The organism is Acidocella sp., from assembly GCF_050253495.1.
GTDB lineage: Bacteria > Pseudomonadota > Alphaproteobacteria > Acetobacterales > Acetobacteraceae > Acidocella.
Genome location: NZ_JBFWIX010000006.1, coordinates 62862 through 83770, shown reverse-complemented (window position 1 = coordinate 83770; position 20909 = coordinate 62862). Strand labels below are relative to the sequence as shown.

At 63.6% G+C, this 20909-nt stretch carries 20 protein-coding genes; 10 read left to right on the top strand and 10 right to left on the bottom strand.

Translation table 11 applies throughout. The annotated features are described in order from the left end of the window. Positions 1–31 precede the first annotated feature (31 nt). Together AB7D48_RS06760 and AB7D48_RS06755 are read left to right on the top strand one after the other, a co-directional pair. Entirely contained in the window at positions 32–1183 is a 1152-nt protein-coding gene (locus tag AB7D48_RS06760) for a glycosyltransferase family 9 protein (RefSeq protein ID WP_427976856.1), read from the top strand. Continuing rightward, positions 1184–2647: an oligosaccharide flippase family protein gene (locus AB7D48_RS06755; RefSeq protein WP_427976853.1), complete on the top strand. Its 1464-nt coding sequence runs from the start codon at positions 1184–1186 to the stop codon at positions 2645–2647. It abuts the gene before it with no gap. 11 nt (positions 2648–2658) lie between these two features. On the opposite strand, the gene AB7D48_RS06750 is transcribed toward AB7D48_RS06755, so the two are convergent. The 4 genes from AB7D48_RS06750 to AB7D48_RS06735 are packed head-to-tail and all read right to left on the bottom strand — an operon-like array spanning position 2659 to position 6063. Beyond that, positions 2659–3408, bottom strand: a complete 750-nt coding sequence (locus tag AB7D48_RS06750; RefSeq protein WP_427976851.1) for a hypothetical protein — start codon at positions 3406–3408, stop codon at positions 2659–2661. Next, on the bottom strand, positions 3405–4562 hold the full coding sequence (locus tag AB7D48_RS06745) for a glycosyltransferase (RefSeq protein WP_427976849.1): 1158 nt from the start codon (positions 4560–4562) through the stop codon (positions 3405–3407). Before AB7D48_RS06745 ends, AB7D48_RS06750 begins: the two co-directional genes overlap by 4 nt. Before the next feature lie 23 nt (positions 4563–4585). Then, the gene (spt, locus tag AB7D48_RS06740) at positions 4586–5806 is read right to left on the bottom strand and encodes a serine palmitoyltransferase (RefSeq protein WP_427976846.1); all 1221 of its coding nucleotides are present in this window, start codon (positions 5804–5806) and stop codon (positions 4586–4588) included. Between the two features lie 5 nt (positions 5807–5811). Continuing rightward, positions 5812–6063 (bottom strand): acyl carrier protein, encoded by a 252-nt coding sequence (locus AB7D48_RS06735; protein WP_427976844.1) that lies wholly within the window; start codon positions 6061–6063, stop codon positions 5812–5814. A gap of 237 nt (positions 6064–6300) precedes the next feature. Between AB7D48_RS06735 and lptF the strand changes: the two genes are divergently transcribed. Together lptF and lptG are read left to right on the top strand one after the other, a co-directional pair. Then, the gene (lptF, locus tag AB7D48_RS06730) at positions 6301–7461 is read left to right on the top strand and encodes an LPS export ABC transporter permease LptF (RefSeq protein WP_427976841.1); all 1161 of its coding nucleotides are present in this window, start codon (positions 6301–6303) and stop codon (positions 7459–7461) included. Then, complete coding sequence (gene lptG, locus AB7D48_RS06725; protein WP_427976839.1) at positions 7451–8542, top strand: LPS export ABC transporter permease LptG; 1092 nt, start codon at positions 7451–7453, stop codon at positions 8540–8542. Before lptF ends, lptG begins: the two co-directional genes overlap by 11 nt. A gap of 89 nt (positions 8543–8631) precedes the next feature. Here lptG and AB7D48_RS06720 read toward each other — a convergent pair whose 3' ends face one another. The 4 genes from AB7D48_RS06720 to AB7D48_RS06705 all read right to left on the bottom strand — a co-directional run bounded on the left by AB7D48_RS06720 (position 8632) and on the right by AB7D48_RS06705 (position 12695). Then, positions 8632–9513, bottom strand: coding sequence for a CDP-alcohol phosphatidyltransferase family protein (locus AB7D48_RS06720; protein ID WP_427976836.1), 882 nt, complete (start codon positions 9511–9513; stop codon positions 8632–8634). Positions 9514–9528: 15 nt separating this feature from the next. Continuing rightward, positions 9529–10245, bottom strand: a complete 717-nt coding sequence (locus tag AB7D48_RS06715; protein WP_427976833.1) for an NTP transferase domain-containing protein — start codon at positions 10243–10245, stop codon at positions 9529–9531. Then, positions 10242–11378, bottom strand: coding sequence for an inositol-3-phosphate synthase (locus tag AB7D48_RS06710; protein WP_427976831.1), 1137 nt, complete (start codon positions 11376–11378; stop codon positions 10242–10244). Before AB7D48_RS06710 ends, AB7D48_RS06715 begins: the two co-directional genes overlap by 4 nt. Positions 11379–11723: 345 nt before the next feature. Continuing rightward, the gene (locus tag AB7D48_RS06705; RefSeq protein ID WP_427976828.1) at positions 11724–12695 is read right to left on the bottom strand and encodes a glycosyltransferase; all 972 of its coding nucleotides are present in this window, start codon (positions 12693–12695) and stop codon (positions 11724–11726) included. 160 nt (positions 12696–12855) lie between these two features. Between AB7D48_RS06705 and AB7D48_RS06700 the strand changes: the two genes are divergently transcribed. Then, positions 12856–14598, top strand: a complete 1743-nt coding sequence (locus AB7D48_RS06700) for a fatty acyl-AMP ligase (RefSeq protein WP_427976825.1) — start codon at positions 12856–12858, stop codon at positions 14596–14598. Further along, entirely contained in the window at positions 14595–15560 is a 966-nt protein-coding gene (locus tag AB7D48_RS06695) for an NAD-dependent epimerase/dehydratase family protein (protein WP_427976823.1), read from the top strand. Before AB7D48_RS06700 ends, AB7D48_RS06695 begins: the two co-directional genes overlap by 4 nt. A gap of 147 nt (positions 15561–15707) precedes the next feature. Here AB7D48_RS06695 and AB7D48_RS06690 read toward each other — a convergent pair whose 3' ends face one another. Beyond that, complete coding sequence (locus AB7D48_RS06690) at positions 15708–16400, bottom strand: GntR family transcriptional regulator (RefSeq protein ID WP_427976821.1); 693 nt, start codon at positions 16398–16400, stop codon at positions 15708–15710. Positions 16401–16505: 105 nt separating this feature from the next. On the opposite strand from AB7D48_RS06690, the gene AB7D48_RS06685 reads away from it, so the two are divergent. From AB7D48_RS06685 to AB7D48_RS06675, 3 genes are all read left to right on the top strand, one after another. Continuing rightward, positions 16506–17537 (top strand): Rieske 2Fe-2S domain-containing protein, encoded by a 1032-nt coding sequence (locus AB7D48_RS06685; RefSeq protein ID WP_427976818.1) that lies wholly within the window; start codon positions 16506–16508, stop codon positions 17535–17537. Next, complete coding sequence (locus tag AB7D48_RS06680; protein ID WP_427976815.1) at positions 17534–18499, top strand: PDR/VanB family oxidoreductase; 966 nt, start codon at positions 17534–17536, stop codon at positions 18497–18499. The genes AB7D48_RS06685 and AB7D48_RS06680 overlap by 4 nt, the downstream gene beginning before the upstream one ends. A gap of 78 nt (positions 18500–18577) precedes the next feature. After that, entirely contained in the window at positions 18578–19531 is a 954-nt protein-coding gene (locus AB7D48_RS06675; protein WP_427976812.1) for a helix-turn-helix domain-containing protein, read from the top strand. Positions 19532–19611: 80 nt separating this feature from the next. On the opposite strand, the gene AB7D48_RS06670 is transcribed toward AB7D48_RS06675, so the two are convergent. Further along, on the bottom strand, positions 19612–19752 hold the full coding sequence (locus tag AB7D48_RS06670) for a hypothetical protein (RefSeq protein ID WP_427976810.1): 141 nt from the start codon (positions 19750–19752) through the stop codon (positions 19612–19614). Between the two features lie 173 nt (positions 19753–19925). Between AB7D48_RS06670 and AB7D48_RS06665 the strand changes: the two genes are divergently transcribed. Beyond that, positions 19926–20909 carry a SphA family protein gene (locus AB7D48_RS06665; protein ID WP_427976807.1) on the top strand — a complete coding sequence of 328 codons (984 nt, stop codon included), beginning with the start codon at positions 19926–19928 and terminating at the stop codon, positions 20907–20909.

Sequence of the window (20909 nt, the reverse complement as noted above, 5' to 3'; positions counted from 1 at the left end):
GCTGGCCCCATCATCCGGCGCGGCACCCGCCATGGATAGCGAAGTTCCCTCCATCGTCCGCACGGTGCTGTATGCGCTCCGGGCCCGGCTGACATCGCCGCGCCCCCGGCGCCGGCCCGCCGCACCGGCGCGCATCCTGGTGGCGCCGCATTTGCGGCTGGGCGACGCGCTGCTCATCACCTCCCTGCTGGCGAAATTGCGCGAACAATATCCGGCGGCGGAGATCGTGCTCATCAGCACGCCGCCCATGCGCGCGCTGTACCAAACCAAGCCATACGGCGTGACAATCTGGCCCTATCATCCCCGCCGGTTCGAGACGGTCGCCGCGATGCTGGCGCGGCCTGGGTTCGATCTGGCCATCATTCCCGGAGATAACCGCCATGGCTGGCTGGCGGCGGCGCTGCAGGCCAAATGGATCGTCGCCCATGCGGGGGACCGCCCGCGGGTCAAAAGCTGGCTGATCGACGAGCTGATTGAATATCCGCAAAGCCCCATGGCAATGACCGATATTTTCACGGCCCTATGTCCCGGCCCAGAGCCTCTCCCCTTCAGCCGGGCCGATTGGCCACAGCCGGACTTCAAACCGTTCAACCTGCCCCCCGCCCCGTATGCCGTGCTGCATACGGGAGCCAGCACGCCGCTGAAATTCTGGCCCCCGGCGCATTGGCGCCACCTGGCCGGCTGGCTGGCCGAACGCGGCGTCACGCCGGTCTGGAGTGCCGGGCCGGGCGAAGAGAGCCTGACGGCGCGGATCGACCCGGAGGGCCGGTATGCCAGCTATGCCGGGCGGCTCGACCTCGCGCAAATGTGGGAGCTGATGGCCCGGGCCGCCTTGTTCATATCCCCCGACACGGGGGTTGCCCATCTGGCGCGGTTGACCGGTGTTCCCGCCATATCCCTCTTTGGCCCCGGCAACCCGCTGCTGTTCGGCCGGGGGAGATTCTGGCGCGACACGCCTTGCGCCGAGATCGCGATCGAACCATTCCCGTGCCGCGACCAGGACGATGTTTTCAAGCGCCGCCGCGCCTGGATCGAGCGTTGCAGCCGCACCCCCGGGCAATGTGTGGGCAAGGTGGGCTGCATGGACCAGATCGGCGTGTCGCTGGTGACCGCCGCCATCGAGCGGCTGTGGGCCCGCGCCAACCTGTCCCCGGCCACGGCACCAAAGGCAGCCGGGGGCTGAATGGAGGAAGAGCCGATCTCCGCCGCCGAAACAGAGCAGCATAAACGCCATCTTACGCGCGGCTTCAACTGGCTGGGCAGCGGCATCATCATCGCCAGAATCACGGATTTCGTCACCATCATCGCCGTGCTGACCTTCTTGACCAAGACGCAGGTCGGCATTGGCTCGCTGGTGCTCTCCATCGGCATGATGGTGGAAGCCTTTGACGGCCTCGGCACGGGCGACGCGCTGATCCAGGCGAAAAGCCTGAATGAACGGCAATTGCAGTCGCTGTTCTGGTTCATCATGGCGCTGGCCTTCGTCGTGGGGGTGCTGGCGGTGCTGCTCTCCCCGGCCGTGGGCTGGATTTACGGCATGGAGGGCATTCCGGTCTATTTCCTGGCGTTAGCGGTCAAGCAGCCGCTGGTGGGCGGCGCGGTGATCCCGATCGCCATGCTCAACCGGGAGCTGCGTTATGAAAAGATCGCCATCATCAACGTGATCTCCACTTTTGGCGCGGCCATGACCCGGCTCGTCATCGCCATGGCCGGGGGCGGCAGCTGGGCGCTGGTGGGCGGATATGTCTCCAGCGGCGCGTTCATCCTGGCGGGAGCGCTCTGGGCCAGCCCATTCAAGCCGGGATGGTATTTCAATTTCGGATCCATCCGCCCGCTCCTGTCTTTCGGGCTGCGTTCGGCCAGCGCCAACATCTCCGACCAGATTTTCAAGAATATCGATTACCTGCTGGTCGGCTGGTTTTATGGCGCCGCCTCCCTGGCCGTGTACCGCGTGGCCTTCGACCTGGCGATGGAACCGGCGATGGCGGTGGGCTCGCTGGTCAACCGCACCGCCTTGCCGGTTTTCGCCCGCGTGGCCGCCGTGCCCGCGCATCTGCGCGAAGCCTTGCTTTGGTCCTTGCAACGCCTCACGACACTGACCGCCCCCTGCATGGCGGGGCTGGTGCTGCTGGCCGTGCCCCTGACCGGGCTTCTGCATGATTCTCAAGGCCACAGCTACAAGGCGGCGGCCTTGCCGCTGCAAATCCTGGCCGTGGCCGCGATGCTGCGCGTGGCCACGCAGCTCGTCACCCCCGTGCTAATGAGCTCCGGCCGCCCTGGCACGGCCGCCAAGCTCTCCTTCACCACGCTGCTGCTGCTGAGCGGCCTCATTCTCCTGGCCGGGCTGACGGTGCATGGAAATGCCGGGCTGGTCGCGGTGTCCCTCGCTTGGCTGGCGGTCTATCCGCTGCTGCTGGCCTGGAGCGTGGTTTATCTGCGCACGCAATGGCAGATCCACCCCTTGTCGCTGCTGCGGCCTTTTCTGGTACCGGGTCTCACCATCGTCCTGATGACGGGGTTCACCCTGGCCTTTCGGCCCTTCGGGTGGAGCGCCATGCCGGCGGCGCAAATCGCTATCGGCCTGACGGCGGTCGGCCTCGCTTATGCCGGACTGAACTGGCATGCCCGCCATAAGACGTCGCCATAGGGCCTTGGGGCCTAATCCAGCACATGCTGGGCCGCGCCGGGCAGCCGCCACCAGCGCAGCTTCGTGACATCCAGCAAGGTCTCGCCCGTCAGATCGCGCCAATCCCGTTGTCCGCCCGGCGGCTGAGCATACAGCGTTTCCACAGGCGGCCAGCCATGAAAGAGCGACCAGGTCCAGACACGATGACGCAGATAGACCCGCCGCAGCCGGCGCGCGAGCCGGACATCGGGAAAGACGGCGCGCTTTCGCGCCCAGCACGCCGCCCGCCCCAAGCGCCGCGCCAGGGGCCAGGTAAGCGGCGCCACATAATTGGAGAACCAGAGGGTGAAGCCCAGCTCCTCACGCAAGGCGGCGACGGCGCGATGGACCTGGATATGCTCCGGGTGGCCATACTCCCCCCAGGGATTATGAGTGTAGACATCCGTGGCGCCGGTGAGGATCGGGCGCAGTTTTTCGGTCAAGGCAATGAAATTGGCATCGTAACGGGACTGGGCCTGGGGCTCGGCAATGGCGATGCCGGTGGCGGTGAGCACGGGGGTTCGCCAATCCACGAACAGGCGCGACCCGCTTTCCGGAATGGCGAGATTAACGAGGCGCGGTAGCTTGAGGGCCGCCACGGCGCGCGCGCGCGCCTGCGCTTTTTCCGGTTTGCCGTAAGGCGCGCCGTAACAGAGCACCACCGGGTCGGCATCGGCCAGGGCGGCGCTGAGCCAGAGAATTTCATCGTCGGGGTGAGCGGCGACAAGCACGGAACGGCTCATGCCTTGTCCCGCGGTATGTCCGGGCGCGCGGCAAGCAGCCCATCGTAAATCTCCTCCAGCGCGGCGGTCTGGCGGGTAATGTCGAATTGCCGTTCCACCCGGCGGCGCGCGGCCTCACCCATGCGCAGGCGCAAAGTCGGGTTGGCGAGCAGCATGCCCATCGCGGTGGCCAATGAATCCGCGTCACGCTCGGGCACCAGAAAACCAGTCTCGCCCTCGGCGATCCCCTCCGGTATGCCGCCCACGCGCGAGCCGATGCCCGGCACCCCCGTGGCGGCGGCTTCCAGCATCACCATGCCCAGCCCTTCCTCCCGGCCGGAATGGGTTTTGATGCTGGGCAAGACCAGCATGGCGGCGCGGTGCATCCAGCCCAGCACCTCCGCATGCGGCCGCGCGCCCAGAAACGAGATCCGTTCCGCCAGACCGGTTTCACGCGCCAGACGCTCCAGCGGCTCGCGCAGCTTGCCAGCACCGATGATCACCAGCCGGGCCAAGGGGTGCTGCCGCCCCGCCTGGGCAAAGGCGCGGATCAGATATTCCGTGCCCTTCACCTCCTCCAGCCGCGCCACATGCAGGATGGTCGGCTCCTCCCGCGCGGGCGTTCGCGGCACGATGGCGCTGGTATCCACGCCAATATAATGGGTGAGTACACGCTCGGCCGGAAAATCCAGGGCCAGAAGTTTCTGACGCAGGAAGTTGGACGCGGCGAGAAACAGGCCGCCTTGCCGGGCAAGACGCCCCCGCCCCAACGCATAACGCATCCAGGCCGGGTTGGAGAGCAGGCCCGTGGGCGACAAGGTAGCGTCGAACCCATGAAACGTCGTCACCAGCGGCACGCCGAGCCGCGCGGCCAATGGCAGGGCATAGACGCCCTCCACGCCAAAATGGGCATGGATGAGGTCCAGCCGGCGGTTCTCCAGCATGTGGATATAAGGGTGCGGGCTGGCCGACAGCATATGCCAGGCCGCGGGGAGCAGGCGCATTTGCGGGGCGAGATCCTCCAACGCCAGCACCGCGGCCCCGGGTGGAGGCGCGCCGTAGCGCAGCCGCCCGAGATAAAGCGGCTGGTAGCGCCGGAGCCTTTCCGCCTGCTGGGCGATGAAAGGCTCCGAAAGCTTGAACAGATTATGCCGGAAGAGCCCGACCTGACGCATCGCGCCTCCGCTTGACCGGATTGTTATTTCGCCGCCGCCAGGACGGATTCACCGGTTAAAAGCCCCAGCTCCCGGCCGATTGCGGCGAAAAGGGCGATGGCCTGATCGATCTGCGCCGGGCTGTGCGCGGCGCTGACGCTGGAGCGCAGCAGAGCAAGACCCTTGGGCGTGGCCGGCGGCAAGCTGACATTGGTGTAAAGCCCCGCCTTGAGCAGCGCCGCCCAGAAGCCGAACGCAGCCTCTGGCGAGGGCATGATGGCGGAGACAACGGGGCTGGGCTCAGGCCCCAGCGCGAAGCCCAGCTTTTCCAGCCCGCGATAGAGACGCAGCGCGTTGGCGTTGAGGCTGGCGCGCAATGCCGGCCGGGTGCGCAACTGGTGCAAGGCGGCCTCCGTGGCGGCGATCACGCCAGGCGGCAAGGAGGCGGTGAACATATAAGGACGGGAGACGACGCGCAGAATATCCGCGCCCTCCATGTCCGTGACCGCGAACCCTCCCACACCCGCGAGGCTCTTGGAGAAGGTGCCGACTATGAAATCCACATCCGCCTCGATGCCCGCCTGCTCGGCGAGGCCACGGCCGGTGGCGCCGAGCACCCCCAGGGAGTGCGCCTCGTCCACCACCAGGCAGGCGCCATATTCGCGCTTCACGGCGGCGAACTCCCTGAGGGGGGCGGTATCGCCCAGCATGGAATAAATCCCCTCGACGATGACGATCTTATCCCCTGGCTCATCCGCCAGGCGGCGGAGGCGATTGGCGAGGTCGTCCGGGCTGTTATGGCGAAAGCGCGTGACTTGAGCATAGCCAAGGCGCGAACCGTCATAAATGCTGGCATGGGAGTCCGCGTCCAGCAGCAGATGGTCGCCCTTGCCCGCGAGGGCGGAGATGATGCCGAGATTGGCCTGATAGCCGGTTGAAAATACCATGCCGTGCCGGCGGCCGTAGAAATCCGCCAAGGCGGCTTCCAGCTGTTTATGCCCGCCATAACTGCCATTGGCGATGCGCGAGCCGGTGGTGCCGGTGCCCATGGCGCTGGTGGCCGTGTTGGCGGCCTCGATCACGGCCGGGTCGTAAGTGAGGCCAAGATAATTATTGGTGCCAAGCAGCAGGGTTTTCCGCCCGCCGATGACAGCCTCGGTGGGGGAGAGAACCTCGTCGAACGGCACGTTGAACGGGTTTGCCCCAGCCTCTTCCAGCCGCCGGTACTGCTCCGCCAGCGGCGCGTATTTATCAAGCAAAGCCATGGTTGTTACGCGGCTTCCTTCAGGCGCTGGACAGTGGCGATGAGATCGCCCAGCGTCTCCACCTCGGCGATCTTGTCCAACGGCACGGAGATGTCGAGCTTGTCCTCGATCTCCATCACGAAATCCATTACCGCAACGGAATCGAGCCCCAGATCCTCGATGATGTGCGTCGCGTCGGAAAGCGGGCGTTCCTGCGGCAGCGCCGCGCGCAGCGTGCCGAAAATAATCTCGCGGATCTCATTGGCTTGATCAGACATATGGCTGCGCGCAGCTCCTTTGCTGTTGCACGGACCGCCCGGCCACAAGCCTCCCCCTCGGGGAGGGCCATGGCATTCGTGCAAGAAAAACTATACAATTCACCAGCCCCTCTATTAAAGAGCGGGCAGCGCGTTGTCACGGGCCTTCTGGGCAGCTTATGGCGCCTTTGCGCTGACGGCTATGGTCCGGCGGGACCGGCCGCCCTAGATGACGCCGGAGACATTTGGTTTGGCGCCTTGAAGACTGACAGTTACCTCACCCGCGAAATCCTGCGGCCCTTTACCGCGATCCTGGGCATTCTGGTCTTGTTGTTCGCGGGATACAGCTTGGCCGGCATCCTCTCGGACGCGGTGAGCGGCCTGCTGCCGATGAGCGCCATCGCCGCGCTCACCGCGCTCAAGCTATTGATCTCGCTGGATGTTCTCATCCCCATCTCGCTGTTCATCGCGGTGGTGGCGGGTTTTGGCCGGTTGCAGGCCGATGGCGAGGTGACCGCCATGCTGGCGCTGGGCATCGGGCCGAGGCAGATTCTGCGCCCCGTGCTGGGGCTGGCGCTGGGGCTGGCGCTGTGCGTCTCCTGCCTCTCCCTTTTCGCGCGGCCCTGGGCCTATGCCGTCTCGCACGAGATTTCCCGCCGCGCCGCCGTGATGCTGAACGTGAACGCGATGGAGGCCGGGACGTTTTATGCCAGCCAGGACGGTTCCCGGGTCATTTTCCTCGGCAGCCGAGCCGGGCCGCACGCGGCGGCGCGCGACATCTTCGTGGCCAAGCGCGATGGCGGACATATCGAGGTGATCTTCGCCAAGGAGGGCACGCCCGCCACCCAGAACGCCGATGGGCGGCGCAGCGTGCATCTCTCGGACGCGCATGTCTATCAGTTCGACAAGGACCATCCCGCCAGCAACCAATCCCTGGAGGCGGCGGGGCTGAATGTGAACCCGGACGGGCCCCTGCCCGGCGCGGCCAGCTACAGCCCGGTGGCGGCCAGCACGGGGCATCTCATGACCTCGGACAAGCCGGCGGACATCGCCGAACGGCAATGGCGCTTCTCCACCGGGCTCTCCACCCTGCTGCTGGCGGTGCTGGGCGCGATTTTAAGCCGGGGGCGCCCGCGCCAAAACCGCTATGCCAAATTCGGCCCCGCCATTCTGGCTTATTCCGCCTATTACCTGCTCTGCACCACGGCGCGGACCTGGGTGCAACATGGCGAGGTCGGGTGGTTTCCGGGGCTCTGGTGGGCGCCGGCGGCGCTGGCACTGGCCATCGCGCTCATCTGGTATGCGCCGGCGCTGCGCCGGCGCTGGCGCGCCACGCCCAAGGACCCACCACCCACGCCACGGGCACAGCGGCCAGCCCCCTTGAAATTACGGCCCGCCGGCAGCCACGATGCTGCTTGACCGCTATATTGGCTGGACGGTTTTCCGCGCTTTTCTGCTCATCACCGCCGGTCTCACCGCCTTGTTCAGCCTGCTCGGTTTTGTCGAGCAGCTCGGTCTGGTCGGCCAGGGGCAATATAAATTGCGCGATGCGCTGCTCTATACCTTGCTCACCGCGCCGGACAAGCTGCTCCAGCTCGCCCCCATCGCCATGCTGCTGGCCACGCTGCTGGGGCTGGGGGCATTGGCCAAACATTCGGAACTGACGGCCTTCCGCAGTTTCGGCATCTCGCAGGCCCGCATCATCGGCGCGGTGGTCAAACTTTGCGCGCCGATCATCCTGGCGTTGTTCCTGGTCGCGCAATTCATCATTCCCCCCGCCCAGCAAGCTGCCCAGCGCGAGCAGGCGGCGGCCTTGGGCGATGCGCTGCCTGGCCTTTCCAATGGCGGATTCTGGGCCCAGAAAAACGGGGTTTTCCTGAATGTGCAGAGTTTTGCCGACGGGGCGGAACTGCATGGCGTGGCGGTTTTCTCCTTCGGAGCGAATGGCGCGCTGCGCAGTCTGATCCAGGCCGATACCGCGCGGCCGCAACCCGATGGCGACTGGACTCTCTCCGGCGTGACACGCGAGCGGGTGATCAACGGCCAGATCGAAACCGACCAACCCGCCAGCCTGACCTGGCGGCCCTTCCTGTCCACCAAACAACTGAAATTACTGGCGATTCCGCCGGAAACCATGCCGCCTTTGGCACTTTATGCCTATGTCCATCAGCTCAAACGCCAGCATCAGGAGGCATTGGTCTATGAACAGACCTTCTGGAGCATGGTGGCCATTCCGCTTTCGCTCATTGGCATGGCGCTCATCGCCGCCCCCTTCATATTCGGGCCGCAACGTTCGGGCGGAGCTGGCAAGCAGATCGTCATCGGCGCGCTGCTGGGCATGGTGTTCCTGCTGGTGCAGGAGATCACCGGCTATCTGGGGCTGTTGCTGGCGGTCAACCCGGCCTTCTCGGCATTGGCGCCGTCGATTTTGCTGATCCTGCTGGGCGGGTGGTTGCTGGAGCGCAACCATATCAAACTGAAGCCGCGCCTGACGAAGTGAGTTGGCGCTCAGACACGGACCAAACGGATCAATTCTGAACGATATGGCGTTCGGCGCGCGCCTGCACAGGGCCAGCGCGCATCCGGCGTTTATATGGTCTTAAGGCCCAGGAAGGCGCGGTAATGCACTTTCTGCGCTTCCAGCAGGATGAGCAGGATGGCGCCGAACCCCACGATCTCGAACACGAAATACAGCGCCGGTAACTTGATCAGCGCCGCGACAAACAACCCCAGCGTGCGGTAGTTGGCGCAGAGTACGCCCCAGCGGCGGATGACCGGGGCGAAGGCTTCCCGGTAGGCGGCGCGCAGCGTGGCGTCCTGCCGTGGGTCGGCCGCCAGTCTGGCCGCGAATTCAGCCTGGAACGCCGCCGCCCCGCCCGAGGCCCAGAGCTGTACCCGCGCATAGAGATGATGCAGGCGCCCAGCCACGCCGCGCGGCCGGGAATCGAGCTTCGGCAACGCGGCGGATTGGCGCCCCCACCCCAGGAAATTATACTCCTGGCGCTGCATCTCATAAGCGGCGGACTGCACGGCATGGGCCAAGCCGGCGCAGGCCACCAGAGCCCAGGCCCAACCGCCCATATAGCGGCTCATCGCCATGGCCAGCCCCACATAAACGGCGGTGAAGGTGACGTAATCGCAAACCCCGTCCAGAACCTTGCCAAGCTCGGAATAGCTCTTGGTCAGGCGGGCAAGCTGGCCATCCGCCCCGTCCATCACATGCCAAGCGAGCATCAGCACGAAACCGAGAACGGCCGCCCAATGCGCGTTGTAAAAATGATAGGCCACCCCCGCCAGCACACCGCATCCCATGCCAATGAGCGACACCGCGTTGGGCGTGACACCGTATTTGGCGAATACCGGCACCAGCCGGGCTGATAAGGGGTGAATGAAATAGAGGTTCGTCGGATCCTCGATCTCGTAAGTCCGGCGGACGGGGTCCGCCGCGCCCAGGCTGGCTGCGTCGCTCACTGCCATCGATCTCTTTTACAACCGGCCCTCATCCAGCAGCGCCTCGGCCTTGCCGAAGGCGATGGGGTCGTCGACATCCACCCAAAGCCGGTCGCCAATGTCGAACACGCGTGCCTTGTTCCATTCCGCCAGCACGTTCATGGCGCCTGAGATGCTGTCGTCGCCGCGCGCCTGGGAGGCTTCCAGCGCGTCGAACATCACCGGGGTGCAACGGAACACACCCGTATCGAAACAATTAAAATCCTTGATAACCTTGCCGATATGCCTGAGACGCTCGCCTTCGCATTTCACACGGGTCACGTCCTCGGGGTCGTTCAGCGGATCGTCGATGTTGAAATCCACCCCCAGCGTGACCGTGCCGGGCTCCTGCCGCGCCTGGATCAGGCGGCGGAGAATGTCCGGATCGACCAGATGGTCGCACATGGTGAGCAGAAAAGGTTCATCCAGAAACTGCTTGGCGGTCAGAACGGAGACACCGTTCGCCCGGTCCCAGGCGCGGTTATGGATGCTGGTCACGTGAATGCCGGAACGACGCGAAAAATCCCGCAGACGCTCCTGCAGCTCCTCCGCGCGGTAGCCGGTCACGACGAGAAACTCGTCGATCCCGGCTTCCTTGCCATTGGCGATGACGCGCTCGATCAGCGGGACGCCACGGATGGGGATCAACGGCTTTAGCGCCCCCTTCTCACGCAGGCGCGTGCCTTGACCGGCGGCGACAATCAGACCTTTCATTCGGCGGCGGTCACCGCCAAGGCCGGACGGCAAGTGCGGATGAATTCTTCCGTCATCTCGCAAGCGATATCGTCCGTGTACTGGGCGGGCGGATGCTTGCAGAAATAGGCGGAGGGGCCAGCGAGCACGCCGCCCACGCCCGCTTCCAGCGCCAGCTTGCAGCAACGGATCATGTCGATGACCACGCCAGCGGAATTCGGGCTGTCCTGCACGGAGAGGCGAAGCTCCAGATCCATCGGCACATCGCCGAATTGCAGGCCTTCCATGCGGATGAAGGCGATCTTGTTATCATTCTGCCAGGGCACGTAGTCGGAGGGGCCGATATGGATGTCCTCTTTCTGCATGCGCTTCTTGGTCACGGCCTGCACGGCCTCGGTCTTGGATTTCTTCTTGGAAGCCAGACGCTGCTGGTTCTTCATGTTCAGGAAGTCGGTATTGCCGCCGGTGTTCAACTGGTAGGTATGCAGCAGCTTGACGCCGCGCTTGGCGAACAGGTCGGTCAGCACGCGATGGGTAATGGTCGCCCCCACCTGGGATTTGATGTCGTCGCCGATGATCGGCAGTTTGGCCGCGGCGAAACGGTCCGCATAGGCTTTGTCGCTGGCGATGAAGACCGGCATGTTGTTGACGAAGCCGCAGCCCGCCTCCAGGGCGCAATCGGCGTAGAAGCGCGCGGCCGCCTCGGAACCCACCGGCATATAATTCAGCAGCACGTCGGCGCGGCTGGCTTTCAGCTCGGCGACGATCTCGGCCTTGGTCGGTTCCTTGGCCCCGGAACGCACGAAGGTGCGGTCCTCGTCGTAATCGGCCATATGCTCGGAGATCCCGTCCAGCACCTGCCCCATGCTGACCTTCACCCCGCAATCGGGGATCTCGGCCTGGAAGATCTTCGTGCAGTTGGGCTTGGCGAAGATGGCCCGGTTCACATCCTGACCGACCTTGCGGGCATCCACGTCGAACGCGGCGACGACCCGGATGTCGCACGGCTTGTAGCCGCCGATCTCGGTGTGCATGAGACCGACCACGCCCTCGGCGCAGCGCTCCGGCGTGTAGTAATAAATGCCCTGGATCAGGGAGCTAGCACAGTTGCCGATGCCAGCGATCGCAATGCGGATGCCGCCATTCTTCGCCATAATCAACCTCGTCTATCTCTAAAGTCTTCAGCAGGACAGGACATTATCGCCGGGCATCCGGACAGATGCACGGACGCAACCCAGCCAAGACGGAATGACCGCCATGGTCCGAAAACATCCCGTGAGTCGTATTCGTACCGCAACCCCGCAACTCAATGCCTCCTGCCACTCGCAGCCACGCCGGAAAACGGCGCCGGAGCCTCATGCACACGGCCGTGGCACCGGATGGGCCACGGGAGAATTTGGGTGAGTCCGGGCACTGCGCAATAGGTTAAGCGAGGCTCCTACCTCTTTATGCAATATGTCGCAAGTATGACATGTAATTTAGCCGCGGCCGCACAGCGATCATGCCCGAACCGAAGGATCCGGCAGAATCTCCGTCACCAGGGCGCTGTAGAGCTGGGTCCGGCGGTGGGCGCGCACATAATCAGGGCTGATCCGGGCCACATAGGGCTTGGTGCGGACCGAACCATACCAATGCACGACCCGGGTTTCGGGCCGCACCACCCTCCCCAGCGCGGCGGGCGCATTGCGGCAGGGGCGGAACCAATGCTCGGATATTTCCGGCGCCAGCGGGTAGAAACAGGCGGGCTCATGCACCACCAGCCCAGGCCACGGGTCGGCCTCCAGCAATGCCTGGTAGAGATCAGGCCCCAACGCATAGGGGCCTGGCGGTTCGTCCGGCGGAAGGGCGGCCATGGCGCGGAGCACGGCGGCGAGCAGGGGCGCGCCCGCCACACAGCCCATCACCGCGTTATTCACCGCGGGCACATACCAGCCCTCCACGAAGCGAAACCCTCGCCAGCCGCCAGGCGCGCGGCGCAGCCCCTTGCGCAACACATCCAGCCCCAGATGTTTCGCCCAGACCAGGGGCGACCGCGACCGATAGACCCAATGCGGCCAGACGATCCGCTCCGCTCCAATGAACTGGCTCGCCCCCAGCAAGGGGGTGAGAGGCGCGACGGTGAGGGTATCGACGTCCATATAAACACCGCCATGCAGATACAGGATGGCGGCGCGCAGCATGTCCGCCCGCTGCACCGGACTTTGCAGCCGGACATAAAGGCGGGTGAGCGCGTCATCCAATCCCAGCGTCTCCTGCGCGGCGAGGAGCAGCGCGGGGGCATCGGCATGGTGAAACCGCACACCGGCCGCCGCCAGGGCGCGCACCACCGGGCCATCGGCCAGCGGGTCGGTATGATGCAGGCACACATCATCCATCCCGGAGCGCGCCACGGCGGAGAGCAACGCAAATCCGTGCGCCCAGGCCAGGCTGGGGCCGATCCAGCAAAAATGCAGGGTTCCAGGAATGGGCATGAAGAATTCGTAATCCAGACGGCGGGGAAATGGCGGGGTTGCGCTGGTGCTAGGCGGCGGACAGCTTGGCTGTCAACCGCGCCATACGGCAAAGCCATTGCCATTCCCGTGTGAGTCTGTTAGCGCCAACGGATGGCATCAATGGTAAATTCCAGGCAATATGACTGAGCCAACCCCGACTCACCATCCAGGGCTGGTCAAGCGTTTCGCCGATTTCGGAACCATCGCCGAGGCTCTGGACTATGCCGCGCAGGGCCCGACGGGCCTGAATTTCTATTCCGGCAAGGGCGTTCTCACGGAAACGCTACCTTACGCCACCCTGCGGACGCAGGCCATCGCGCTGGCGCGGCGGCTGCTGGGCACCGGGTTGAAACCCGGCGAGCGCGTGGGGCTGTTGGCCGAAAGCGACGGCGATTTCGCCCGCGCCTTCTTTGCCTGCCAATATGCCGGGCTGGTACCAGCCCCCCTGCCCTTGCCCGCGGCCTTCGGCGGCAAGGATGGGTATATCTCTTTCCTGCGCCGGATGATTCAGCGCGCCGAGGCCCATGCCGTATTCGGCCCCGCCGTGCTGGCGGACTGGCTGGGAGAGGCGGTGGCAGGGCTGGAGTTGCGGTGCGCGGGCATGATCCGCGCGCTCGACGACGCGCCGATGGTGGCGGAAGACAGCCTACCCGCGCCGGAATCGCTCGCCTATCTGCAATTCTCCTCCGGCTCCACCCGATTTCCGCTTGGCGTGGCGGTGACACAAGCCGCCTTCATGGCCAATGCGCATTACATGGCCAAATACGGGTTGCAGGTGAATGAGGACGACCGCTGCTCGACCTGGTTGCCTTATTACCACGATATGGGGCTGGTCGGGTTCCTGCTGATGCCGATGGCCTGCCAGCTCTCGGTCGATATTCTGCCCACGCGCGAATTCGCCCGCCGGCCGCTGCTTTGGCTGCAATTGATCACCCGCAACAAGGGCAGCATCTCCTTCAGCCCCTCGTTCGGCTATGAGCTGTGCGCGCGGCGCGCCCAAACAGCCTCGACGGAGGGGATCGATCTGTCTTCCTGGCGCAGGGCCGGAATCGGCGGAGATATGATCCGCCCCGCCGTGCTGACTCGTTTTTCCGAACGTTTTCAAGCCAATGGCTTCAAGGCAACCGCCTTCATCCCCTGCTATGGCATGGCCGAGGCCACGCTGGCCCTGAGCTTCAGCCCGGATGGTCAGGGCGCCAAGGAAGATTCGGTGGACGGGCTGGTGCTGGAGCGTGAGCATCGCGCCGTGCCCGCCAATGAAAACAGCGAACGCACGCGCCATTTCGTGATTTGCGGCCAGATGCTGCCCGAACATGAGGTGGAGGTGCGCGGCGAAGACGGCACCTTGCTGGCCGAGCGCGAGGTCGGGCGCATCTTCGTGCGCGGACCAAGCCTGATGCTGGGTTATTTCGGCGCGCCGGAGGAAACGGCGCGCGTGCTCTCCCAGGATGGCTGGCTGGATACAGGCGATCTTGGCTATCTGATCAACGGGCAGATCGTGATCACCGGCCGGGCGAAGGATCTGGTGATCGTGAATGGCCGCAATGTCTGGCCGCAGGATCTGGAATGGGCCGCCGAGGCGGAAATCGCCTCCCTGCGCAGCGGAGACGTGGCGGTGTTCTCGGTGGATCATGGCGAGGAGGAGGAGGAGGTCATCGTGCTGGTCCAGTGCCGCCTGACCGACCCCGCCGCGCGCGAGGCGCTGACATTGGAACTGACCCGTTTTTTCCGTGGCCGTCAGGGGCTGGAAACACGCGTGGTGCTGGTGCCGCCGCACAGCCTGCCACAGACCTCTTCTGGCAAACTCAGCCGTTCACGCGCCAGGATGATGTATCTGGACGGCGCCTTTCAGCCTCGGGCCGCCGCCACCGCCGCCGAATGAACCCGCCACTGGCCGCCGTGACCGGCGGAACGGGGTTTCTGGGCGCGCATCTGGTACCTGCCCTGGCACGCGCGGGCTTCCGGCTGCGGCTGTTGGCCCGCCGCCCCCCGGCGCACCCGGCCCTTGCTGGCCTCTCTTTTGAAACCGTCCCCGGCGCGCTGGAGAATGAGGAGGCCCTCTCCCGGCTGGTGCGCGGTGCCGATGTGGTGGTGCATGCGGCGGGGCTGATCAAGGCGCGCAACCGGGCTTCGTTCTTGCGTGGCAACATGGAAGGCACGGCCTGCCTGGCGCGGCTGACACAGCACCTGGCACCGCAAGCGCGTTTCCTGCTGATCTCATCCCTGGCGGCGCGCGAGCCCGGGTTGTCCGATTATGGGTTCAGCAAGCATGCCGCCGAGGCCGCCGCCCGCCAGAGTTTCGGCGATGCGCCCGAACGGCTTGCCATACTGCGCCCCCCCGCGATTTACGGCCCCTGGGACCGCGAAACCCTGGCCCTGTTCAAAGCCAGCCTACGCCCCGTGGCACCGCTGCCAGGCAGGGGCAGGGCCGCCGTGATCCATGCGCGGGACGCGGCTGGGGCGATCGCCGCCATGGCAGGTGAAAGATTCCGGCCCGGCTGCTTCACCTTGGCGGACGATACACCCGAGGGCTATGAGATGCGCGCGCTGATGATGGCGGCCGCGCGGGCCACGGGCGGGCATCCATATCTACCGACCTTGCCTGGCGCGCTGGTTCTGGCGGCTGGATTTTTCAGCGGCCTGGCTGGCAAGGTGAGCCGCGCCCCGCCGATCTTCACACTGGGCAAGGCCCGGGAAATCCTGCATCCGGATTGGTCCGTGCCAATGGAGGAGCTACTACCCCGGGAGATCTATAGGCCGCGCATCTCCCTGGCGGCGGGATTCGCGGAAACGGTGGCATGGTACCGGCGGGCGGGGTGGCTGAAAGAAAGCCGCCATGGCTGACCCTCAGCCGGCATGACCAGAGAAAACCGCCGCCTCCACGGCCGGCGACCGCGGCGCGGCAGGCAGGGGCTGAACCCGCCAGCGCCCCATGCTCACGGTGGACTGGCCATCGCCCGCCGGCAATCGCGGCCCTTGGTCAGGCGCTTCTCACGCCATGACCGCGCGCGCCGGATCGAGTTCTGTGCCGCGCAACACGACATTGGCATGCTCACGCATCAGCGCTTCCGCCCGCGCGCCCTGGCGCGCGGCGATGGCTTCGACAATGCTGTGATGCTGCATATGCGCATAGGCTAAACGCTTATATTCCATCGTGAGATTGTTCCGGTCGACCGCCAATGCCTTGACCGAGGCGAAGGGCAGATGATCGTTACGGGCCAACGCCTCCTGGATCGCGTCGTTACCCGAAGCGAAGATGATGGCGGCGTGAAATCTGAGATTCATGTCCAAGTAAAGCGGGATGCCAGGTTCGGTCAGTTCGCCCTTTTCCAACAGGGCATCACCGTCGCGCAGGCAGGTGAAAAGCTCTCGCAGCACCTCCTTGCCAACACCGCGTTCAGCCACAAGCCGCGCGGCCAACCCTTCCAGCACGCCACGGACTTCCACGGCGCCCACGATCTGGCTGGGCGACACGGCGCGAACGGCGAAACCACGCGCCCCGGCACGAACCAGCAACCCTTCCTGTTCCAGTTCCCGGAAGGCCATGCGGACCGGCATGCGCGACACACCCAGGCGCTCGGCCAGGGGAATTTCCGCCAGACGCTCCCCCGCAGCCAGATCCCCAGCTTCGATCATACGCCGGAGTGTGACCAAAACGCGCTGACCTGTCCTTTCACCGCTCACTGATCTGTCCTTTATTGGATCCAATAATTTGAATATTATTGACTCCGATACCTAGTTTTGTGCTTATTGGATACATTATTAAATAATAACACCGGAGTGAACGCGATGTTCCTAAAAAACGCCTGGTATGTGGCCGCCATGCCGGAAGAGGTGGGAAAAGCGCCGCTGGCCCGGACGGTTTGCGGTGAAAAGCTGGTATTTTATCGCGGGCCAGATGGAAAAGCGGTGGCGGTGGAGGATTTCTGCCCGCATCGCGGCGCGCCGCTGTCGCTTGGCTATGTCGAGAATGGGCGGCTTGTCTGCGGGTATCATGGGTTGGCCATGGGGTGCGACGGCAAGGCGCTGGACATGCCAGGCCAGCGTGTGCGTGGGTTCCCCGCCATCAAATCCTATGCGGTGGAAGAACGCTACGGCTTTATCTGGGTTTGGCCAGGGGAGCCGGAAAAAGCGGATCCAGCGATGATTCATCATCTGGACTGGGCGGAAAAGGCGGAATGGGCTTATGGCGGGGGCCTGTACCACATCAAATGCGATTATCGGCTGATGATCGATAATCTCATGGACCTGACCCATGAGACCTATGTGCATACGGGAAGCATTGGCCAGAAAGAGATCGACGAAGCACTTGTTTCCACCAAGACCGAGGGGGAGCATGTGATGACCAGCCGGTTCATGGACGGGGTACAGCCCCCGCCTTTCTGGCGCATGGCCCTGCGCATGAACGACCTGGCCGACGATGTGAAGGTGGATCGCTGGCAGATCTGCCATTTTCATCCCCCCTCTCACGTACTGATCGAGGTGGGCGTGGCCCATGCCGGGCAAGGTGGATATCACGCGCCGGACGCGGTCAAGGCGTCCAGCATCGTGGTCGATTTCATCACCCCCGAAACCGAGACGTCCCATTGGTATTTCTGGGGCATGGCGCGGCGCTTCAAACCAGGAGACGCGGCCCTGACAACGCAAATCCGCGAAGGGCAGGGCAAGATTTTCAACGAGGACCGCGAAATGCTGGAACAGCAGCAGCAGAACCTGCTGCGCTGGCCTGAGCGGCATTTGCTGAAACTGAACATCGATGCGGGAGGGGTGCAGTCGCGCCGGATCATCGAACGGAAATTGATGGAAGAGGTGGCGGCGTGAGGCCGAACGACCCGCTGACCGAAGCCGAGATCACGGATATACAGGACGAGGCGGAAAATGTGCGGGCGTTCCAGCTTGCCGCATGTTCCGGCGGGCTGGCCCCCTTCACGGCGGGAGCGCATGTGGATGTGCATCTGCCGGGCGGGCTGGTGCGGCAATATTCGCTGTTCGGAGATCCCGACGCCCACGAGGATTACCGGATCGCGGTCCTACGCGAGCCGGCCTCCCGAGGCGGGTCGGCCGCGATGCATGCGCTGAAGCCAGGCGACCGGCTGCGCATCAGCCCCCCGCGCAATTTATTTCCCCTGGATGAGACGGCCGACAAAACCCTGCTGTTCGCGGGCGGAATCGGTATTACGCCGATTCTGGCCATGGCGCGCAGGCTCCATAATCTGGGACGGTGCTTCGAGCTGCATTATTGCGCGCGCAGCCCGGCGCGGGCGGCGTTTCTGGACAGGTTGGCGCAAGCGCCCTTCTCGGCGGATATCTTCACCCATTTCGACGATGGCGACGCCAGCCAGAAGCTGAATACCCATGACTTGCTGGCCAAACCGCAAGCCGGAACGCATCTGTATGTGTGCGGACCGGGTGGGTTCATGGCCCACCTACTCTCCACGGCCCAGGAAGCCGGGTGGGATGAAGCGCAATTGCACCGGGAATATTTTTCTGCCCAGGAAGCCACGGACCAGGAAAACCAGCCATTCGACATTGAAATCGCCAGCACCGGCCAGGTTTTAACCGTGCCGGCCGACGTCACGGCCTGGCGGGTTCTGGACCAGGCTGGGTTTGCCGTGCCCGTTTCCTGTGAGCAGGGTATTTGCGGAACCTGTCTGCTGGGCGTGAAGTCCGGCACACCGGAACATCGGGACAGTTACCTCACGGATGAGGAGCGGGCCATGAACGACCAATTCACCCCTTGCTGCTCACGTTCAAAAACAAAAAGGCTGGTTCTGGATCTTTAATAAACCCGGGGAAGCGCCCGGACACACGCCGCGAAACAAAGATAAGGCGCGCGGCAACAAGGGAGGGGGTGGAAACGAATGCCCGACAAGGAGCAACGAAGCCGGTTCATAGAGGCCGCCGGGGCCGAGCAGATGCATGTCTGGGACAATGCGCTTTGGCAAGTCATGGGCGGGCTGCGTTCAAGCACGATCGACGAGACGCCTTTTTTTGGGCGCGCGCGGTTTCAATCCGCGGGGCGGGTGAAATTATGCGAATTGCTGTCCTCACCCGTGACCGTCGAACGGGATGCGGCCAACGCCAAGCGTGAGGACCGGGACCTGGTGAAGATCACTGTTCAGATTTCCGGACGCAGCGCCTTCATCCAATCGGGACGCGAGGTGATTCTCGACGGGGCGGGATGGACGTTTTACGATACCGCGCGCCCTTACCGGGTGGTGAATTTCACCCCGGTCCATCAATTTGTCCTACTGGTGCCAAAAGCGGATCTTTTTCTGTCCCCTCTTCATCTCGACCGCCACGGCACGCGAAAATTTGGCGTCAATGCCGGGGTTGAGAAAATTTTTCCAAACTACATCCAAACCATCCTGTCGGACGGTGAAACGGCCACGGATGAAGAAGCGGAAACGTTGGGCGACATCGCGACCAACCTCTTGCGCCTGTCCATTTCCGGCGCGGTACGCGAGCGGGCCGGCATTCCCGCGCAGGAGACATTGGCATTTCAGGTCAAGCAATATATCCGCGCGCATATCGACGATCCGGAACTCGGTGTGCAGCGGCTAGCCGAACGCTTTGGCTGTTCGAAGCGTCATCTGCATCGCGCCTTCTCCGGCAACGATCTTTCATTGTCCGATTTCATCTGGCAGTCGCGGCTGGAAAGATGCGCCATGTCCTTGAAAGCGGAAAGGAGCATGGGGATGTCGATCGGACAGATAGCCTTTCAGCACGGGTTCAACAATTTTTCCCATTTCAGCCGGATGTTCCACCGGCATTTCGGGTGCACGCCCAGCCTCTACCGGCAGGAAAAATGCTGACGGCGGAAACAAGGCCTGTGTCCCTTTCGGATAAATATTCAGGTCTCTCCCGACACAGCGGGGCTGGCATGAATATGCGATCAGTAAAACACCGTTTGAAACATGACGGTTAAAGAAACACTAATAAAGAGGAGGAAATCCGCGATGAGGATCAAGCCATGAATCCGGGAATGTTCCGGCTTTAACGCCCTGTCCTGATCGCCGCCAGAACGCTGGGCCATTCAGTTGGACTGGCACTTTCAGACCAATGTGAACGGCCGCTGTTTTGGCCGGTGGAGCGGCTTGCCCCCTCCTCTGATTATTATGTTATATAACAATCAATTAAACATCGCGGTCATGTCAAAAATCGCGGTGCAAAACACACACCCTGCCAGGGGTGAAACGGGAGCATCCAATGAAAATCAACAAACGCGGTGGCTTGTCCCACGCTGTCCTCGGGATGGTGCTGGCGTGTGCCTCCGGCTTCACGGCGGCCCAGGCCGTCTCGGTCAATGAGCCATCCGGCATCAATCTGGGCGGCACCAGCTTTTTCGACGCGCTAGGCAAGTACACGCCCGGCCTCATATATCAGCAATATTTCCAGATCCAGCACTTCAACAGCGTCAATGGCGACAATGGAGACGCCTTACCGGTCTTCAAGAACACCAGCATCACCGCCATCGTGTCGCTGAACCAGTTCATCTATGTCTCGCCTTACCATCTGTTCGGCGGGGTGCTGGGCGCGATGGCCATCGTGCCCCTGACAGACCTCAACGCCTCCTTCGCGCATGACAGCCCGGCCAAACTGGTGGCCAATCGCGGCATGGGGATCGGGGATATCACCTGGGGGCCGTTCATCGCCTTTCCGCCGGTCATCCGCAATGGCCGCCCGGTATTTGCCCAACGCATGGAATTCGACATCATCTCTCCCACGGGATCCTACGATACCTCGAAAGACATCAATCCCAGTTCCGGCTTTTGGTCCATCAACCCATATTGGACGGTGACCCTGATGCCAACGGCCAAAACCGAAATGTCCGCGCGCTTCAACTACCTGCATAATTTCACCAACGGCCACCCGGCCTCCAGCGACCCCCTTCCCGCCGGCACCACGACCCAGGCGGGCGACGCGGGGTGGGTGAATTTCACCGCCTCCTATGAAGTCCTGCCGAAACTCAATGTCGGTCTCAACGGATATTACTTCAAGCAATTCACCGACGATCAGGTCAACGGCATCGTCCAGAAAGGTACGGAAACGGAAAGTCTTTCCCTCGGGCCTGGCGCCACCTATATGTTCAACCAGAACAATATCGGTTTTCTGAACGTCTATCTGCCGGTGGTGAAGAAAAACACGACCAACGGGTTCAATGTGATCCTGCGTTATATTCACGCCTTCTGA

Coding starts and splice junctions, on each gene's coding strand:
- AB7D48_RS06710 (WP_427976831.1), bottom strand. CDS start 11,378: ATGGCGAAGAATGGCGGCATCCGCATTGCGATCGCTGGCATCGGCAAC.
- spt (WP_427976846.1), bottom strand. CDS start 5,806: ATGGCTTTGCTTGATAAATACGCGCCGCTGGCGGAGCAGTACCGGCGG.
- AB7D48_RS06695 (WP_427976823.1), top strand. CDS start 14,595: ATGAACCCGCCACTGGCCGCCGTGACCGGCGGAACGGGGTTTCTGGGC.
- AB7D48_RS06705 (WP_427976828.1), bottom strand. CDS start 12,695: ATGCCCATTCCTGGAACCCTGCATTTTTGCTGGATCGGCCCCAGCCTG.
- AB7D48_RS06685 (WP_427976818.1), top strand. CDS start 16,506: ATGTTCCTAAAAAACGCCTGGTATGTGGCCGCCATGCCGGAAGAGGTG.
- AB7D48_RS06750 (WP_427976851.1), bottom strand. CDS start 3,408: ATGAGCCGTTCCGTGCTTGTCGCCGCTCACCCCGACGATGAAATTCTC.
- AB7D48_RS06735 (WP_427976844.1), bottom strand. CDS start 6,063: ATGTCTGATCAAGCCAATGAGATCCGCGAGATTATTTTCGGCACGCTG.
- AB7D48_RS06700 (WP_427976825.1), top strand. CDS start 12,856: ATGACTGAGCCAACCCCGACTCACCATCCAGGGCTGGTCAAGCGTTTC.
- AB7D48_RS06745 (WP_427976849.1), bottom strand. CDS start 4,562: ATGCGTCAGGTCGGGCTCTTCCGGCATAATCTGTTCAAGCTTTCGGAG.
- lptG (WP_427976839.1), top strand. CDS start 7,451: ATGCTGCTTGACCGCTATATTGGCTGGACGGTTTTCCGCGCTTTTCTG.
- AB7D48_RS06755 (WP_427976853.1), top strand. CDS start 1,184: ATGGAGGAAGAGCCGATCTCCGCCGCCGAAACAGAGCAGCATAAACGC.
- AB7D48_RS06670 (WP_427976810.1), bottom strand. CDS start 19,752: ATGGCCCAGCGTTCTGGCGGCGATCAGGACAGGGCGTTAAAGCCGGAA.
- AB7D48_RS06760 (WP_427976856.1), top strand. CDS start 32: ATGGATAGCGAAGTTCCCTCCATCGTCCGCACGGTGCTGTATGCGCTC.
- AB7D48_RS06675 (WP_427976812.1), top strand. CDS start 18,578: ATGCCCGACAAGGAGCAACGAAGCCGGTTCATAGAGGCCGCCGGGGCC.
- AB7D48_RS06715 (WP_427976833.1), bottom strand. CDS start 10,245: ATGAAAGGTCTGATTGTCGCCGCCGGTCAAGGCACGCGCCTGCGTGAG.
- AB7D48_RS06665 (WP_427976807.1), top strand. CDS start 19,926: ATGAAAATCAACAAACGCGGTGGCTTGTCCCACGCTGTCCTCGGGATG.